This is a genomic window from Microcoleus sp. AT8-B5, from assembly GCF_036705565.1.
GTDB lineage: Bacteria > Cyanobacteriota > Cyanobacteriia > Cyanobacteriales > Microcoleaceae > Microcoleus.
In genome coordinates this window covers 1-16,510 of record NZ_JAUBUY010000033.1, presented here as the reverse complement: position 1 = coordinate 16,510, position 16,510 = coordinate 1, and the positions used below count along the sequence as shown (strand labels likewise).

Annotated in this window: 15 protein-coding genes; 10 read left to right on the top strand and 5 right to left on the bottom strand. The window is 45.8% G+C overall.

The features are described from left to right. The first annotated feature begins 184 nt into the window (after positions 1-184). The 5 genes from QUB39_RS20685 to QUB39_RS20665 all read left to right on the top strand — a co-directional run bounded on the left by QUB39_RS20685 (position 185) and on the right by QUB39_RS20665 (position 5,121). The gene (locus tag QUB39_RS20685) at positions 185-1,672 is read left to right on the top strand and encodes a TldD/PmbA family protein (protein WP_333208707.1); all 1,488 of its coding nucleotides are present in this window, start codon (positions 185-187) and stop codon (positions 1,670-1,672) included. A 20-nt stretch (positions 1,673-1,692) separates the two neighbouring features. Next, the gene (locus QUB39_RS20680) at positions 1,693-2,034 is read left to right on the top strand and encodes a DUF6883 domain-containing protein (protein ID WP_333208709.1); all 342 of its coding nucleotides are present in this window, start codon (positions 1,693-1,695) and stop codon (positions 2,032-2,034) included. Further along, positions 2,024-2,275 (top strand): DUF4926 domain-containing protein, encoded by a 252-nt coding sequence (locus QUB39_RS20675; protein ID WP_333208711.1) that lies wholly within the window; start codon positions 2,024-2,026, stop codon positions 2,273-2,275. Before QUB39_RS20680 ends, QUB39_RS20675 begins: the two co-directional genes overlap by 11 nt. 59 nt (positions 2,276-2,334) lie before the next feature. Further along, positions 2,335-3,681: a TldD/PmbA family protein gene (locus QUB39_RS20670; protein WP_333208713.1), complete on the top strand. Its 1,347-nt coding sequence runs from the start codon at positions 2,335-2,337 to the stop codon at positions 3,679-3,681. A gap of 315 nt (positions 3,682-3,996) precedes the next feature. After that, positions 3,997-5,121: a THUMP domain-containing protein gene (locus QUB39_RS20665; protein WP_333208715.1), complete on the top strand. Its 1,125-nt coding sequence runs from the start codon at positions 3,997-3,999 to the stop codon at positions 5,119-5,121. 278 nt (positions 5,122-5,399) lie between these two features. Here the strand turns inward: QUB39_RS20665 and hpxZ are convergent, their stop codons facing one another. The 3 genes from hpxZ to QUB39_RS20650 all read right to left on the bottom strand — a co-directional run bounded on the left by hpxZ (position 5,400) and on the right by QUB39_RS20650 (position 7,547). Next, positions 5,400-5,786: an oxalurate catabolism protein HpxZ gene (gene hpxZ / locus QUB39_RS20660; RefSeq protein WP_333208717.1), complete on the bottom strand. Its 387-nt coding sequence runs from the start codon at positions 5,784-5,786 to the stop codon at positions 5,400-5,402. Positions 5,787-6,023: 237 nt separating this feature from the next. After that, positions 6,024-6,443 carry a peptidylprolyl isomerase gene (locus QUB39_RS20655; protein ID WP_333057086.1) on the bottom strand — a complete coding sequence of 140 codons (420 nt, stop codon included), beginning with the start codon at positions 6,441-6,443 and terminating at the stop codon, positions 6,024-6,026. 234 nt (positions 6,444-6,677) lie between these two features. Next, a complete protein-coding gene (locus QUB39_RS20650) occupies positions 6,678-7,547 on the bottom strand; it encodes a prohibitin family protein (protein WP_333057085.1) in 870 nt (289 codons plus the stop codon). A 121-nt stretch (positions 7,548-7,668) separates the two neighbouring features. Between QUB39_RS20650 and QUB39_RS20645 the strand changes: the two genes are divergently transcribed. Both QUB39_RS20645 and QUB39_RS20640 read left to right on the top strand, forming a co-directional pair. Continuing rightward, entirely contained in the window at positions 7,669-8,460 is a 792-nt protein-coding gene (locus QUB39_RS20645) for an RNA ligase family protein (RefSeq protein ID WP_333208719.1), read from the top strand. 15 nt (positions 8,461-8,475) lie between these two features. Beyond that, positions 8,476-9,630, top strand: coding sequence for an AAA family ATPase (locus tag QUB39_RS20640; RefSeq protein WP_333057083.1), 1,155 nt, complete (start codon positions 8,476-8,478; stop codon positions 9,628-9,630). Positions 9,631-9,716: 86 nt separating this feature from the next. Here the strand turns inward: QUB39_RS20640 and QUB39_RS20635 are convergent, their stop codons facing one another. Both QUB39_RS20635 and QUB39_RS20630 read right to left on the bottom strand, forming a co-directional pair. Beyond that, positions 9,717-9,926, bottom strand: coding sequence for an acetyltransferase (locus QUB39_RS20635; protein ID WP_333057082.1), 210 nt, complete (start codon positions 9,924-9,926; stop codon positions 9,717-9,719). Positions 9,927-9,953: 27 nt separating this feature from the next. After that, positions 9,954-11,120: a zinc-dependent alcohol dehydrogenase gene (locus QUB39_RS20630; protein WP_333057081.1), complete on the bottom strand. Its 1,167-nt coding sequence runs from the start codon at positions 11,118-11,120 to the stop codon at positions 9,954-9,956. A gap of 686 nt (positions 11,121-11,806) precedes the next feature. Here QUB39_RS20630 and mutS point away from each other — a divergent pair. From mutS to QUB39_RS20615, 3 genes are all read left to right on the top strand, one after another. Then, positions 11,807-14,434: a DNA mismatch repair protein MutS gene (gene mutS, locus QUB39_RS20625; protein ID WP_333057151.1), complete on the top strand. Its 2,628-nt coding sequence runs from the start codon at positions 11,807-11,809 to the stop codon at positions 14,432-14,434. Positions 14,435-15,141: 707 nt separating this feature from the next. Beyond that, entirely contained in the window at positions 15,142-15,645 is a 504-nt protein-coding gene (locus QUB39_RS20620) for an Arm DNA-binding domain-containing protein (RefSeq protein ID WP_333057079.1), read from the top strand. A 27-nt stretch (positions 15,646-15,672) separates the two neighbouring features. Continuing rightward, the gene (locus QUB39_RS20615) at positions 15,673-16,377 is read left to right on the top strand and encodes a tyrosine-type recombinase/integrase (protein ID WP_333057077.1); all 705 of its coding nucleotides are present in this window, start codon (positions 15,673-15,675) and stop codon (positions 16,375-16,377) included. Positions 16,378-16,510 lie beyond the last annotated feature (133 nt).

Here is a 16,510-nt window from a genome sequence, read left to right as displayed (position 1 = left end):
TTCCACAAACAGGCAAGATGCCTGTTCCACAAACAGGCAAGATGCCTGTTCCACAAAGAGTGAATTGATTGTGGGGAGTAGGGGTTGGGCAGGAGAGCCCGCCCAGAGAAAGCTTATTGAAAAGGGTTCAAAAAATTGAAAAGCGCTATAATAATTAACAACTAATGACGAATGACGAATAACTATGGTGCAATTAACTGCAAAAATTTCTGCTAACGAGTTAGCAAATTTGGCTGTAGATTTGATTCGGAAAACAGGTTGCGAGTACGGTGATGTACGTTTTTGCAGTTACCGAAGGCAGAATCTTTACGCGCGCGATCGATCTTTAAGTCAACTGTCAGATAATGTAAGTTCCGGTTTTGGCGTGCGCGTGCTTCTAGACGGCGCTTGGGGGTTTGCCGCCAGTCACAGCAAAACACCCGCAGAGGTTGCAAGAATAGTCGCTTTGGCTGTAGAAATCGCGAAAGGCAGCCGCTTAACTCAGAAGGAACCGGTGCGGTTAGTGCCTGTCGAAAAATATGTCGATACCTACATTACTCCCATCGCCATTGACCCTTTTTCTGTACCCGTTGCTGACAAAGCCGAACTGCTGCTAACTATCAACGAGCGGCTGCTAGCACACGGCGCACAAGGCATCAAAAAAGCTTCTTCTTTTTTGCAGTCAAGCCGCGAAGACAAGGTTTTTGCTTCTACAGAAGGCTCTCTAATCGAACAAACAATTTACCGCAGCTATCCGGGTTTTGCCTGTACGGCAATTGCGGGCGGCGATGCCCAAAGTCGCAGTTACGAACGCCCGCCGATGAATATCGGTTACGAACATATTAATCCCGATGATTTGTTGAGTCAAGTCGAAAGAGTTGCCGCCGAAGCTATTGAGAAAGTCAGCGCTCCCACAGTCCCGGCTGGTATTTGCAAATCCCTGATTCTTAAGCCGACAAATTTGTTTTTGACAATCCACGAATCTGTCGGTCATCCAACTGAATTAGACCGGGTTTACGGCTACGAATCTAATTTTGCTGGCACTAGCTTTGCTACTACTGATAAGTTAAATAAACTGCAATACGCTGCACCTTGGGTGAATTTTAAGTGCGATCGCACTCAACCAGGTGGCCGCGGTACAATGGGTTACGATGATGAGGGCGTAAAATCACAAGAGTGGTACGTTGTCAAGGATGGAATTTTAGTTGATTATCTCACTGACAGAGAGACGGCTTATCGCCTCGGACGCGGTAGCAGCAACGGTTCTGCTTACGCTGACAGTTGGTCGAGCGTGCCGATGGTGAGAATTCCCAATTTGGGATTGGAGCCGGGCCCGGATGGCGGCAGCCATACTGCTACTTTGGCACAGATGATTGCGGATACGGAAGACGGGATTTTAATCGACGGTATGGGTAGTTATTCGATCGACCAGCAGCGGCGCAATTTTCAATTCGGTGGCGATGCTTTTTGGAAGGTGGAAAAAGGTAAAGTTGTCGGTATGTTGAAGGATGTAACTTATCAGGCGATGACTACTGATTTCTGGAATCAAATAGATGCGATCGGGCCGGCTTCGGAGTTGGTTCAGTGCGGTACTCATATATGCGGAAAAGGCGAGCCGATGCAGGTTGCTCAGATGACTCACGCTTGTGTGCCGGTGCGAGTGAGGGATATTCAAATTGGGGGAAATTCTTAATTAGATTGTAGGTTTTTAATGTGAAAATTCCAGCGGATGCTATCATACCCGAAGCAAAGTTGACGCGCTATTTACTTGTTGCCAAAGCACAAGATGACAAGTCAAAATTTCTCGCTCAAGGGGGTTTTAGTCAAGATAACCCAGAAGCTTTGTTAGCAGCCATCCAGTTTTTGATAGCGTCGGCTGAGGCAGTAGAAAATGGTGCTAATGAATTCGGAAAGTTCTTTCGCGCCGAAGGTGAGTTGCCAGGGGCTAATGGACGTAATTTAGCAGTTGTTACAATTTGGTTGCAGTGGCAAATTGACGGAACTTTTCATTTTATTACTCTCAAACCAAAAAAGGAGTCTCGACGTGAAACTTGAACTTTACCAGCGTGTAGCATTGTGTCGGGATATGCCGCTATATCAGCTCAAAAAAGGTGATGTAGCCATGCTAGTCGATCGGGTACCTCATCCAAGGGAAGGCGAAGATGATGGCTGCGTTCTAGAAATATTTAATGCTTTAGGAGAATCGATTTTAATTGTGGCTGTTTCTCCTTCAGATGTGGAACCTCTGCGAGCAGATGAAGTGTTAGCAGTACGCTCTTTAGTACAGGCGAGTTGACCGTAGTATTGCGGCTAAACCTATTTTCAAATACAACAAATATTCCGGGACTTTAGCTTATGCTCGTAACAACATCGCCCGCACTTTTAAGTGAAGACCAAGCCTTATCTTTAGTAGAAAAAGCCGTCAAACTATCCAAAGCAGAGGAAGTATTTGTCAGTCTCTCTACTGGCGAGGAATCTCTTTCCCGATTCTCGGAAAATCAAATCAGCCAAAATATCAGCAAAACTGTATTTAGCCTGAGCATTACTAGCTATTTCGGTAACAAAAGCGCCTCTGCTGCTGTTACAGAATTTGATGAAGATGCGATCGCCTCTGCAGTCAAGCGATCGGAAGAATTGGCCCGAATTGCGCCGGCAGATCCCGAATGGATGCCGCTGCTGCCGCCTCAAACCTACGATTTGCGATCGCCCGCATTCGACGCAGCAACGGCAACTGTATCGCCTCTAGCACGGGCCGAAATGGTGCAGCAAGCGTGCGCGAGATCCTCCCAGGGGGGCGCTCATGGTTCGGGCACTTTGAGCGCTGAAACGTCGCTGTACGCGATCGCCTCGTCAACCGGACTCCGCGCCTGCAACCAGTCTACAGATGCGGATTTCAGCTTTACTGCTCGCATTGAAGACGGTTCTAGTTGGGCGAAGAGCACTGCTTGGAGTATCAACGAATTGCCGATCGCCCAATTAGCAGAACAAGTGCTCGATCGGGCGATCGCATCCCGCAACCCGCGCCCCATCACTCCCGGCGTTTATCCGGTAATCTTTGACGGCGCTGCTTTTGCGGGCTTGCTACCGTGGGTGATTTGGGGGCTGGATGCGAGGGCGGCGGATGAGGGGCGATCGTTTATGTCGATCGCCGATGCAGAGGGAAAACCAGCGGGAAACCGCGCGGGGGAACAACTTTTTAGCCCGTTAGTGCAAGTGCAGCGCGATCCGGCTCATCCTTTGTTGCGATCGAATACTTTTTTCGGCGACGGATTGAGCAATAACTATTTGGAAATCATCAAAGATGGCGTCCCTCAAAGTTTGTCTTATTCCCGCTACTGGGCCGCACAAAAAGGCAAAGAGGCAAAAGGTGCTTATTACCCGATCGTGATGACAGGTTCCGACCAAAGTTTAGCAGATTTAGTTGCTCAAACCGAGCGAGGAATTTTCGTCAGTCGAGCTTGGTACGTGCGCTACGTTAATCCGAAAACTTTGGAAGTAACGGGAATGACTCGCGACGGTACTTTTTTGATTGAGGATGGCAAAATTGCTTACCCGATTAAAAACCTGCGTTTCAATCAAGTTTTACCTGATATGTTGCGCGATGTGGATGCAGTTAGTACGGTGAAGCGTTACGGCGGTAGTGTCGTGCCCGGAGTGCGCGTGAAAGCTTTTAATTTCACCAGTATTACTGACAGTTTGTGACTCACACATTTCTAACAATCTGTAGGGGCGGGTTTCACAAACAATTACAGCCAACAAAGAACAATCTCTCAAACCCGCCCCCACTGACAGATTGTGACTCACACATTTTTAACAATCTGTAGGGGCGGGTTTCACAAACAATCACAGCCAACAAAGAACAATCTCTCAAACCCGCCCCCACCCAGATTAATGCGAGTGATTTATCGTAAAGGTAGAGTATTTATTTTGATAGTTAGGATTAAAACCAGCTATTATAGTCATCAGTCTGGAGTCTGTTGTTAGTAACAATTCCCAATTCCCAATTACCAATTATCAATGAATCAATATTTTGCTACAGTTGCGCGCGGTTTAGAAACAATTGCCGCCCAAGAATTAGAACGTTTAGGGGCCCAGGATGTCAAGCCAGATTTTACAGGGGTTTACTTTGCGGGCGATCGGGCTTTATTGTACCGCGTCAATCTTTGGTCGAGAACAATTTTTCGAGTGCTAATGCCGATCGCCGAATTCCGGTGTTACAACTCGGATATGCTCTACCGCGAAGTGCAGAAAATCCCTTGGGACGAATACTTATACCCCGAAAATACTTTAGCAGTAAACTGCACCGGCGGCAACGAAAAGTTGAACCACACTCACTTTACAGCTTTGCAGGTCAAAAATGCGATCGCCGACCAACAGCGCCTTCAATTTAACAAGCGTTCTAATGTCGATGTAGAGCATCCCGATTTGCAAATTAACATTCACATTCATCAAGATAGAGCTATTTTAAGTTTAGACAGTTCTGGCGGCAGTTTGCACCGCCGGGGATATCGACCGGCGATGGGGCTTGCTCCCCTCAAAGAAACCCTAGCTGCGGCTTTGTTGGAGATGGCAGAATGGACGCCTGATTTGCCGTTTTTAGACCCGATGTGCGGTTCGGGAACTTTGCCTTTGGAAGCGACTTTAAAGGGATTGAATATTGCACCGGGATTGTTTCGAGAAAAGTTTGGATTTATGAGTTGGCGGGATTTTGACGAACCTTTGTGGGATGAATTGTGGGCGGAAGCGGAAAATAGTGAGTTACCGGAACTTAAAGAGGTGATTGCAGGGTGCGATCGCGATTCTGATATGTTAACTCAAGCTCGCACGAACGCGCAGCAAGCTGGTATTTCCGGTAAGATTCAGTTTGCTCAAACCGAGTTATCTCAGTTGGAAGCACCCGCAGACAGAGGCGTTTTGATTTGCAATCCTCCCTACGGAGAGCGCCTGGGAGATGCTAGCGAATTAGGAGATTTGTACAAGATGTTGGGGGATATTTTCAAGCATCGTTTTAAAGGTTGGAATGCTTTTATTTTGACTGGGAATAAGGAGTTGGGTAAAAAGGTGGGACTCAGGACATCCCGGCGGATTCCTGTTTATAATGGCTCGATTCCGTGTACTTTGCTCAAATATGAACTGTATTAGCGAATGGGAGTGACCAAAAAGAAGAGGTACTAATAGTAAAGGAAAAAAAGAATCTATGCCGAATTACATGGCTCAACAATAATCAAATTAAAATAGTAATTTTACATTTGAATATATTGTTTTCTTAGCTTTAATATCCTGTCAGGTAAATTAACCACAATACTTGTAGGGGCGGGTTTCACAAACAATCTGTAATTCACATCCATAATATCTATAAACCCGCCCAGCCCGATCGACAGAATTTCATTACGGGCAATTCAAGGGAAATGACTTAACATTTACAGCGGCAAAAAAGAAACGTGAGCGGAAACAATCTTCCACCCTTGAGGAAACTTGCGCCACATCTGACTCTGCCGCCCCAGCCGTACCACTCCATCGATTACACGGCGAAATTCCAGCGTCACAGCCGCCGTGTCTGCATCGAATGTCACGACTTTGAGGTTGAACATTTCTCGATCGACATTTACAGGCGATCGTCCTTTGCGAAAAGCCCTCACCTCATCACTCCCGTACAGGTTCTCAGTCACCCCAAACCGCACGACTTCCGGCGCATCCCAGAACAAATTATCGAGAGTTTCAATATCGTTCGTACAAAGAGCTTTTTCGTATTTTAAATATAGTTCAGTTAACTCAGTCACCACAGTATTATCATTGATAACAGTCATTCGATTTTAGATTTTAGATTTTAGATTTTAGATTTTAGATTGACACCACGGATAAATCCGGGGGCTTGAGGATGCAATGATTTGGGATTTTGGATTGATTCCACGGATAAATCCGGGGCTTGTACCATCAAAAAATTATTGGTCATAAGTTGTAGATTTTAAAACTCTTAACTTTCACACGTTTTGTTTGCAATAAGGACTTTAGTCCTTACTACAAACAAAACTAATTAGAGGAAATTAATGCTCAATTTTGAGCGAAATAATCTTGTCACCTTGGCGGATAGCATTGACGACAGACATATCCTCAGTTTTGCCAAAAGTTGTGTGAACTCCATCTAAATGAGACTGGGGAGAATGGCAAATAAAGAATTGGCTACCACCCGTATCCCGGCCTGCGTGAGCCATCGATAAAGTTCCTGCCTCATGTTTGTTCGAGTTGATTTCGCACTTGATTTTGTAGCCGGGGCCACCAGTTCCATTGCCTTTTGGACAGCCACCTTGAATCATAAAGTTAGGAATGACTCGGTGAAAGGACAATCCATCGTAAAAACCTTTTTCCGCCAAGTCAACAAAATTCTTCACTGTGTTAGGCGCATCCGCATCAAACAATTCCAAATTGATTGTGCCTTTGTCGGTTTCCATAATAGCGCGGGTCATGATTTCTCCTGGTTCCTAAAATGAGTGTGTTGCCTGCGTGTTAATTGCGGACTTCGCTTTTATAACGACAGATTCAAACTGTCGTTATATTGTGGCTTTCAGAAGTGTAGCATATTCCGGCAACTCTCATAGAACTTATGTGCGCTTTCTGAGGAAACCCGGTTTATTCCGAGATTTGTGGTTAGCAAAGCCAATATTTTCGGAGACACGGGGCTTGTTACCCTCAGCCATATTTTAATTGTTGGTCACTGGCGGGCGATCGGGTTCTTCCTGAATATCGTTCATATTAAAAATGAAAGGAACCCGACTCGAACCTGCGCCCATAACCAGCACTTTTGGCATCTGAGCGCCGCCGCTTCTCCAAGCTTCGATCGCCTCTTTTTGCAGCACTAAATCGCCGCCCTGAGCCTTCAAAGTTTCAGCCAAAAGTCTTTGAGCTTCAGCCCTACCTTGAGCGCGGTTAATATCAGCTTGAGCCTGTTGTTCTGCTTCTTGAGCCACATAAACAGCCCTTTGCGCCCGCTGTTCAGCAACCTGTTTCTCCTCAACCGCTTTCGCAAAATCTGTGGAGAATCGAATATTAACAACGCTCGTATCGAGTACGATTACATCATACTTGGATAGCCTTTCCTTCAGCGCAGTATCAAAGTCTCGCTTCAGTTCACTTCTTTGAGTAATCGATTGTTCGGCGGTTCTCAGTGCAGCCGCTGTTTTAAAGGCTTCTTGCGTCTGAGGAGCAATTATTTTTGAGACTATATTCTCCAAGGTTCCTTGAGTCCTTCGGACATCAACTATTCTCGCAGGATCGAGGCGAAAGTTTATTGCAAAACTAGCATTTAAATCCTGAAGGTCTTTAGTAGCACTCTGGGCGGGAACTTCAAATTTTTGCACTGTTACATCGTACACATCTACCTTGGAGATCAGCGGGGGTCTGAGGTGAAACCCCTCTAACAATGCTCCATCTGTGGCTTTTCCTAAAACGCTAACCACCCCTGCTTCACCTGGATTGATGACGACAAAAGAGTTTAATCCCAGGAGTAGCGCGCCTACTAATAGAATCCCAGCGAATGCTGATGATATGCTCTGGAAACTTTGACTTTTCAACTTACACGCTCCTTTGTGATTATTCCATTATAATGGTTAAATAGATTCGGTCGCCTCTCAAGTCTCAAATCTCAAATCTAAAATGGATGGGTCGCCTCTCAAATCTAAAATGGATTGGCTGATGCTCAAAATTGTTAAATATCCTAGAACTTATCACATCGAAGGTTCGCGTTTCCAACCGGGTGATGAAGACCTCGACAGCGTGCCATTTAGCGCTTTGCTCGATCGCCCTCTAATTATAGAAGAAAAGGTAGACGGCGCAAATACAGGCATCAGCTTCGCACCAGACGGACAAATGCTGCTGCAAAGTCGCGGCCACTATCTCACCGGCGGGCCGAGGGAAAAACATTTTAACTTATTCAAGCAGTGGGCTTTCAGTCTCAGCGGAACCCTGGGAGAAGTGCTGGGAAATCGCTACATTCTTTACGGCGAATGGCTGTATGCGAAACACACTGTTTTTTATGATTTTTTGCCGCACTATTTTATGGAATACGATGTGCTGGACTTAGAAACCAGTCAATTTCTGAGTACAGAATCCCGCCGCAAGTTGTTAAGCGGACTGCCGTTAGCCTCCGTTCCCGTGCTGTTTTCTGGAGTTGTAAAATCTCCCAAGCAAATGATGCAGTTTGTGGAAAAATCTAATTTTATTCAACCGGGACATTTGGATCGGTTGCGTTTGTCCTGTCGGGAATTGGGATTAGATGAAGAACGATGTTTTAAAGAGACTGACAAGAGCGATCGCATGGAGGGGCTGTACATTAAAGTTGAAGAAGATGGCATAGTCAAGGCGCGTTACAAATACGTGCGTGCCAGCTTTTTGACTGCTATAAAAAATGCAGAAGGACATTGGCTAAATCGCCCAATTATACCGAATATTCTGCGTCCCGATGTGAATTTATTTAATTTTAGTTAACCCGCAGGTGAATTTATGAATGGACTGTTATCGCCCTCGGTCACTTGGACTTTTCCCTTTTGTCCCCAACCGCCCGATTGGTTTCTGGACTGGGACAGCATTCAAAATCATTTCGATTGGATTCAAAACTTAAAAGGATGTCAGCAAGACCCGATTTATCACGCCGAAGGAGACGTTTTAATTCATACCAGAATGGTCTGCGAAGCATTAATATCTTCCCCAAATTGGCGTCAATTACCCGTGCAAGAACGATCGATACTTTTTGCGGCCGCTTTGCTGCACGATGTCGCCAAACCAACCTTTACAAAAATCGAAGCCGATGGCAGAATTAGCTCAAAAGGTCACGCCCGCCAAGGTGCGAGAATGGTTAGACAAATTTTATCTCAATTCGAGCCGCCTGTGCAGTTTGAGATTCGGGAAACCGTGGTGGCGATCGTCCAATTCGGCAGTTTACCCATCTGGCTAATCGACAAACCCAACCCGCAGCAGTCGGTAATTAAAGTTAGTCAAGTTGTCCGCTGCGATTTCCTCGCACTTTTAGCCGAAGCAGACGTGCGCGGCCGACAGTGTAGCGACAGACAAGAATTGCTCGATAAAATAGAACTATTTCGGGAGTTTTGTCAAGAAAATAATTGTTTGGATTCTCCCCGACAATTCCCCTCAGCACACAGCCGATTTATCTATTTCCGCAAAGAGAACGGCCACCCGGATTACGAAGCATTTGACGACACTAAATGCGAAGTAATTTTGATGTCGGGATTGCCAGGAAGCGGTAAAGATTATTGGATTCGTAAAAATCTCCCAGATTTGCCAGTAATCTCGCTGGATGCACTGCGAAAAGAGATGAATGTCCCTCCCGACGAAACCCCTGGAAATGTGGTCACAGCCGCCAAACAAAGAGCGCGCGAATACATAAATGAGGGGCGTTCTTTTGTGTGGAACGCCACGAATACAACTAAACAAATGCGCCAGCAATTAATTAATTTTTTTGCCGATTATCAAGCGCGCATTCGGATTGTTTATCTAGAAGTACCTCTAGAAGAAATATTGCAGCGGAATCGATCGCGCACAGCAACACTACCGCAAGCAGTCATTCGCAAATTAGCTGCGCGGCTGGATATTCCAGACATCACAGAAGCCCATCAAGTCGAGTGGATCGTTAACAATTAATCTCCCTTTTTACCTCAAACTGTTAGAACCCCGACTTCTTTAAGAAGTCGGGGTTCTGGATATTAGGTTTGGGGTTTCCCTTGATATCAATGAGTTTGATAATTTTCCTCAGTCCAGCAGCGCGGCAGATTTTCACCGGAAGGAAAGACTAAATTACTTTTTGGAAAAGTTGCTTTCTCTTGCTCTTCTTGACCAGCTTGATTTTTTCCCGACACTTCTTGTTTTGTAGGGCTGATTAAAGCATCTACATCGAGGATTTCAATCAAGTCGCCTGATTCTTTTTCTTGTAAAAGCATAGTTTCTCCTTGAAGGGTAAATGCGAGTTAGGGTTTGAGGACAACTTTGATGCAGTTGTCTTTTTTCTGTTTGAAAATCTCGTAAGCGTGGGGCGCTTCATCCAATTTCATTCGGTGCGTAATTACGAATGACGGGTCAATTTCGCCTTTTTGAACGCGATCGAGCAAAGGCCGCAAATAGCGGTGAACGTGCGTCTGTCCCATTTTCAGGGTCAAGCCTTTGTTGAAAGCTGCACCTAATGGCACTTTGTCAACGAAGCCGCCGTAAACGCCCGGAATTGACACTGTACCGCCCTTGCGACAGGCGAGGATCACTTGTCGCAGGGCCGTAGGTCGATCGCTCTCCAACCGCACGGCTTGCTTTGCTTTGTCGTACAAAGCGTCGAGACCGGTGCCGTGGGCTTCCATTCCCACCGCGTCGATGCAAGAGTCGGGCCCGCGTCCCCCCGTCATTTCGGTGACGGCTTCCCCGGCGTCCATTTCTTCATAATTGATGATTTCAGCTTTGGCCGCGGCCGCCATTTGCAAGCGTTCCGGTACGCGGTCGATCGCAATTACTCGATCGGCCCCCAGCATAAACGCGCTTCTGATCGCAAATTGTCCGACCGGCCCGCATCCCCAAACTGCTACCGTATCCCCCGGCTGAATGTCGCAGTTTTCTGCCGCCATGTAACCCGTCGGAAAGATATCCGTGAGGAACAATACTTGTTCGTCCGAAAGTCCGTCTGGAATTTTTAAAGGGCCGACATCTGCAAACGGAACCCGCGCGTATTCTGCTTGACCTCCTGCATAGCCGCCCGTTAAATGCGAGTAGCCAAACAGTCCCGCCGGCGAATGACCGAACATTTTTTCAGCCAGCCCTGCATTGGGGTTGGAGTTGTCGCACAGCGACCACAAATCGCGGTTGCAAAAGAAGCAACTGCCGCAAGAAATAGTAAAAGGAATGACGACGCGATCGCCCTTTTTTAAGTTCTTGACTTGGCTGCCGAGTTCGACTACTTCCCCCATGAATTCGTGCCCCATGATATCGCCCGATTGCATTGTCGGGATGAAGCCATTGTAGAGGTGCAAATCCGAGCCGCAGATTGCTGTAGACGTGATTTTAACTATCGCATCGCGCGGATTGATAATTGTTGGGTCTGGTACATTATCAACTCGCACATCATTTGCTCCGTGCCAGCAAAGAGCTTTCATTATTTTTTTTCCTCTATTTAACTACTAGCTAGCAGATTTTTGATTCTAAATCTTACCTTTACTAAGCCGATAAATTACTCGCTTCGATGTTTTTAATTGTAAGCATATAAAATATTTTATCTCTCTATCCGAGGTATAATTTAAAAATCTATCTTTCGGCTGTTTTAAATAACAAAAATGTAAAGTTTATGCCCCAAAAATGCGGAAATTTTGACTTTATTGTGTTAACGCCCAACCTTTATAGCAAGCACGCTCGACGGTTAAGACGTTCCTAATTGCTGAAATCATTGCGGAAGATTGCTTCTTCTTTCTTTTTACCCTGAGCGAACTTGAAAGGCTTTCAACATCTGCTATAACAGTTAATAACGAGATGGATGAGGTTGTTTTTGTGACTCGCCGATCCCTATCCTCTCACAATAGATAAAATATCCGCCCTAAGTCTCACTGTAGCGGCTGCTTGGACTCACATTAGATAAGTAGCGACATAAAAATTCTCAACTAAAAGCAAGTTTATCGATTATTAAGTAGGGTGCGTGACTTTTGTATAGCTCAACACTCTTCACCAATATTGACAATCACGCACCCTGCTTAAGGAGGAATAATCGTCAAATATTGTATATTAGTTATAGCTAAAAGCCGAGCTTGCGCTAAAGTTGTTAAAGATTAAAATTTATCGATCGCCTTTTATGCCTTACACTGCATCTACCCCAACAGACCCCCATCAACCCAACATCCGCAATGCCGACCACCGCTTACTAGAATTCACCAAGCTGACGCCGATGATGCAGCGGTATGTGGAAGTGAAAGAACAGTATCCCCACGCACTTTTATTGTTTCGAGTCGGAGATTTTTTTGAGTGTTTTTTCCAAGATGCAGTTACAATTTCGCGGGAATTAGAACTTGTTTGTACGAGTAAAGAAAGCGGCAAGGAAATTGGCAGAGTGCCGATGACAGGAGTGCCGCACCACGCCCTCGACCGCTACACCTCAATGTTAGTAGAAAAAGGCTATGCTGTAGTAGTTTGCGACCAAGTAGAAGATGCCTCGATTGCTGCTAAAGAAGGTCGTCAAGTCAAGCGAGAAATTACCCGCATTCTCACTCCCGGAACTTTGACTGATGACGGAATGCTCAAACCCAGACAAAATAATTTTTTAGCCGCAATTGTGATAGCGGGGGAACATTGGGGATTGGCTTATACTGATATTTCTACGGGAGAATTCGTCACTACCCAAGCCGACACTTTAGAACAATTAACCCTCGAATTGCTGCGCTTGCAGCCTTCGGAAGTCTTGGTGCCGACTAATGCGCCGGATTTGGTGACTATGTTGAGGCCCGGAGAGAAATCCGAGCATTTGCCCGATTGTTTGCCGAATTCGTTTTGCTATTCTTTGCGATCGCAAATTCCGTTTACTTTGTCCGAAGCAAAACAGAGAATCCTACAAAAGTTCAAAGTGCGATCGCTCGAAGGCATGGGATGCGGCCACCTTTCCCTCGCAGTTCGCGCCGCCGGCGGCTTGTTGCAATATCTCGAAGAAACTCAAAAAGAAAAAGCAGTTTCTTTGCAAAGATTGCACACTTACACTCTCACCGATTTTCTCATACTCGACTACCAAACCCGCCGCAATCTCGAAATTACTCAAACAGTGAGAGATGGGGTTTTTCACGGTTCGCTGCTGTGGGCGATCGACAAAACCAGCACCGCAATGGGAGGCCGCGCTTTGCGCCGCTGGGTGCTGCAACCTTTGCTCAACATTAAAGGCATTTGCGCGCGACACGACACGATTCAAGAATTAGTAGAAAATAACGCCCTGCGCCAAGATTTGCAGCAGTTGCTGCGCCAAATTTACGACATCGAAAGACTGACAGGCCGCGCGGGTTCTGGAACAGCTAGCGCGCGGGATTTGGTCGCTTTAGCTGATTCTCTCTCGAAACTGCCGCAATTAGCCTCGATCGCAGCCCAAGGGCGATCGCCCTATTTGAAAGCGCTGCAAAATGTACCGCCAATTTTAGAAGAATTAGCAAGTAAAATTCACGCTCATTTAGTTGATGAACCGCCGATTCATTTAAAAGAAGGAGGTTTGATTCGATCGGGAATCAATGCCATGCTAGATGAAATGCGCCACACTGCATCAGCCGACCAAGAATGGATTGCAAATTTAGAAGCAACCGAGAGAAAACGCACCGGAATTTCTAATTTAAAAGTTGGCTACAATAAAGCTTTCGGCTATTACATCAGCATTACCAAATCGAAAGTAGACCAAGTACCGAAGGACTACACCCGCAAGCAAACTCTCACCAATGAAGAACGCTATAGCACTGAAGAATTAAAAGAAAGGGAAGTGCGAATTCTGACGGCGCGGGAAGATTTAAATCAATTGGAATACGATATTTTTGCTAAAGTGCGATCGGAGGTAGGAGAACACGCCGAAATTATTCGCAACGTTTCCCGCGCCGTGGCGGCGGCCGATGTTTTGTGCGGTTTGGCAGAAGTAGCAGTTTACCAGAATTACTGCCGCCCGACTATGACAGAAAGTCGGGAAATTAAAATTATTGAAGGTTGTCATCCTGTGGTGGAAAAGTCTTTGCCACCCGGATTTTTTGTACCTAATTCTGCTTTTTTGGGTCGCGAAGAATCGCTAAACCGCCCAGATTTAATTATTTTAACAGGCCCAAATGCTAGCGGCAAAAGTTGTTATTTGCGGCAGGTTGGTTTGATTCAGTTGATGGCGCAGATGGGCAGTTTTGTGCCGGCGAAAGCTGCGAGTTTGGGAATTTGCGATCGGATTTTTACCCGCGTCGGCGCAGTCGATGATTTGGCAACCGGTCAATCTACGTTTATGGTGGAAATGAACGAAACTGCAAATATTCTCAATCACGCGACGCCGCAATCATTGGTTTTGTTAGATGAAATTGGCAGAGGAACGGCAACCTTTGACGGACTTTCGATTGCTTGGTCTGTGGCAGAATATTTAGCAACTGAGATTCGGGCGCGGACAATTTTTGCGACTCACTATCACGAGTTAAATGAGTTAGCTTCTATTTTAGATAATGTCGCAAATTATCAAGTGACAGTGAAAGAATTGCCGGATCAAATCGTGTTTTTGCACCAAGTCCAGCCGGGAGGTGCTGACAAATCTTACGGAATTGAAGCGGGCCGATTAGCTGGTTTACCGCCGTCGGTGATTGACAGGGCGAGACAGGTGATGAAGCAGATTGAGAAACATAGCAAAATTGCGATCGGGCTGCGGAAAGGTGTTAAAAAAGATGGTAAAAAAGAGTCTGATGGCCAACAGTTAGATATTTTTGAGGATTGAAATTTTAGGTGGTAAAAAAATTGGTAGTAACTTCTATATTGCACCATTTTCAATAAGCCTTTCAGGGGCGGGTTCTCCGGCCCAACCCCTACTCCCCACAAGAAAATTCACTCTTTGTGGAACAGGCATCTTGCCTGTTCATAAAAATAGTGCAATATCTCAGTTACTACTTTTACTACAAACCAGGAACTCTCCAGCAACTCTAACGCCCATTTTGCAATTTTCTTACCTCTTTGTGCACGCTCATCCCTATTTCCAAAGCAGGCCGACTTGCTCAATCAGTTGAAAGCGCAGCGCAAAAAGTCGAGGGCGGACTTGGCTGATATCGACGCTATTCTGGGGCTTCTGGCGGAAGAGTACGGCTCAAACCTGGTCTAGGTATGGATTGTATTCAATTTGTATTCAAACGAGGCAGATTGTAGTCAAATCGTAGTCAATTTCTAGTCAATTAGACCCCTGACTTAGCCGTATTCTGAGCAATAAAAAACCTCAAACCGTTGATTTATCGTTGGTTTGAGGTTCTTATGGACGCAAGCGGGCAGCGGGAATCGAACCCGCATAGTTAGCTTGGAAGGCGCTAGGGGGTAAGCGCTAAGCCCCTTATGTAGTAAGGCGTTGTGTGTTTAACAAATACTTTGTCTCTAATTTTGTCTCCAATTTGTCTCCAAAAGTAGTATCTTGGTTGCATTGAAGTTGGAGACAAAATTATGGTTGACTCTCCCGATCGGGCAAAAAAAGGATCGGTTGTTATCCAGACTCGCAGTGGCAGACTAAGGTTGCAACTACCCAGACATCTTTATGGCGGCGAACGCAAACACTTTTACCTAAATCTGGCAGATACCCCTGAAAACTGGGAACTAGCAGAAGCTAAGGCACAGTTGATTGAATCTGATATCAAGTTTGAGCGGTTTGACCCCACACTCAAAAAGTACAAGTCACAGACTCACCTGACTGTTATTGAGACGGTCAAGCCTAAGCCTGAACTGACACTGACTAAGCTGTTTGCTAAATACTTGGAATTCAAGAAACCAGCACTCAAGGCCACAACTTTTAACTACTTGGTAACAGGCATTCAAAGCTATGTTGACCGTTGCCCCTACCAGCCTCTATCAGAGGACTGCGCTTTGCAGGTACGCGCTTGGCTATTGGAGGATACGACCAACAGCATGACCAAAAGGATTTTGACTCACCTAAATGCAGCGGTTAAATAGGGAATTAAGTTCAAGATTGTCAAGAGCTTGACTGTATCCCCGTTCGAGGGGCTAGCAGCAGAATTGCCTAAACATAACTGGGAAAGCGACCCGGAACCGAACGCATTTACGGCAGAAGAAAAAGAGCTGGTATTGGAGGCTTTTAAGAATCACAGAGGGACTTGGAATGGGAGGGGAGAAACGGGGCAAAAGTTTTGTTTTTACTACCCGATGGTGCAGTTCTGGCTGCTGACTGGATGCCGTCCATCTGAAGCTGTTGGGTTGAGGTGGTCTGACATTGCTACTGACTTTTCTCACATTGTGTTCAATGGGAGTATACAGCACCCAAGCGGTAAGGAGACAAGGGTTGACGGCAGTAAAAACAATAAGCGACGTAAATTTCCTTGCAATCAAGAACTGGTTCGGTTGTTGAAAGGTATCAAGCCACAAAATCTGACTGACAAGGATAGGTTGGTATTTCCATCACCTATTAAGGGCGGGGCGATTAATTACAACAATTTCAGTAAACAGGTATGGCATAAATTGGTTGACCCGATTACTGAAAAAACCAGGCAACATGAACAGGGTTCTAAGACAACTACCCCCTACTCTTGCCGGGATACTTTTATTAGCGAACAGGTTGGCAAGGGTGTACCGAGTGCGGTTGTTGCTAAATGGTGTGATACGTCGGAAAGGGTAATTAATGCTGTGTATTTAGACGGCAAGATTTTGGAGCATTTACGCCCGCTTTGATGCTGTTAGGATGTTGATTCTAGGGGCAACTTTTGGGATATAAAACTTTACACTTTCTGTGTTGACAAGGAAGTGGAAGTCTGCAATCGTGAGTAACTAAGGAAGATTGATGCGCGGTTGACGAGCACTTGCA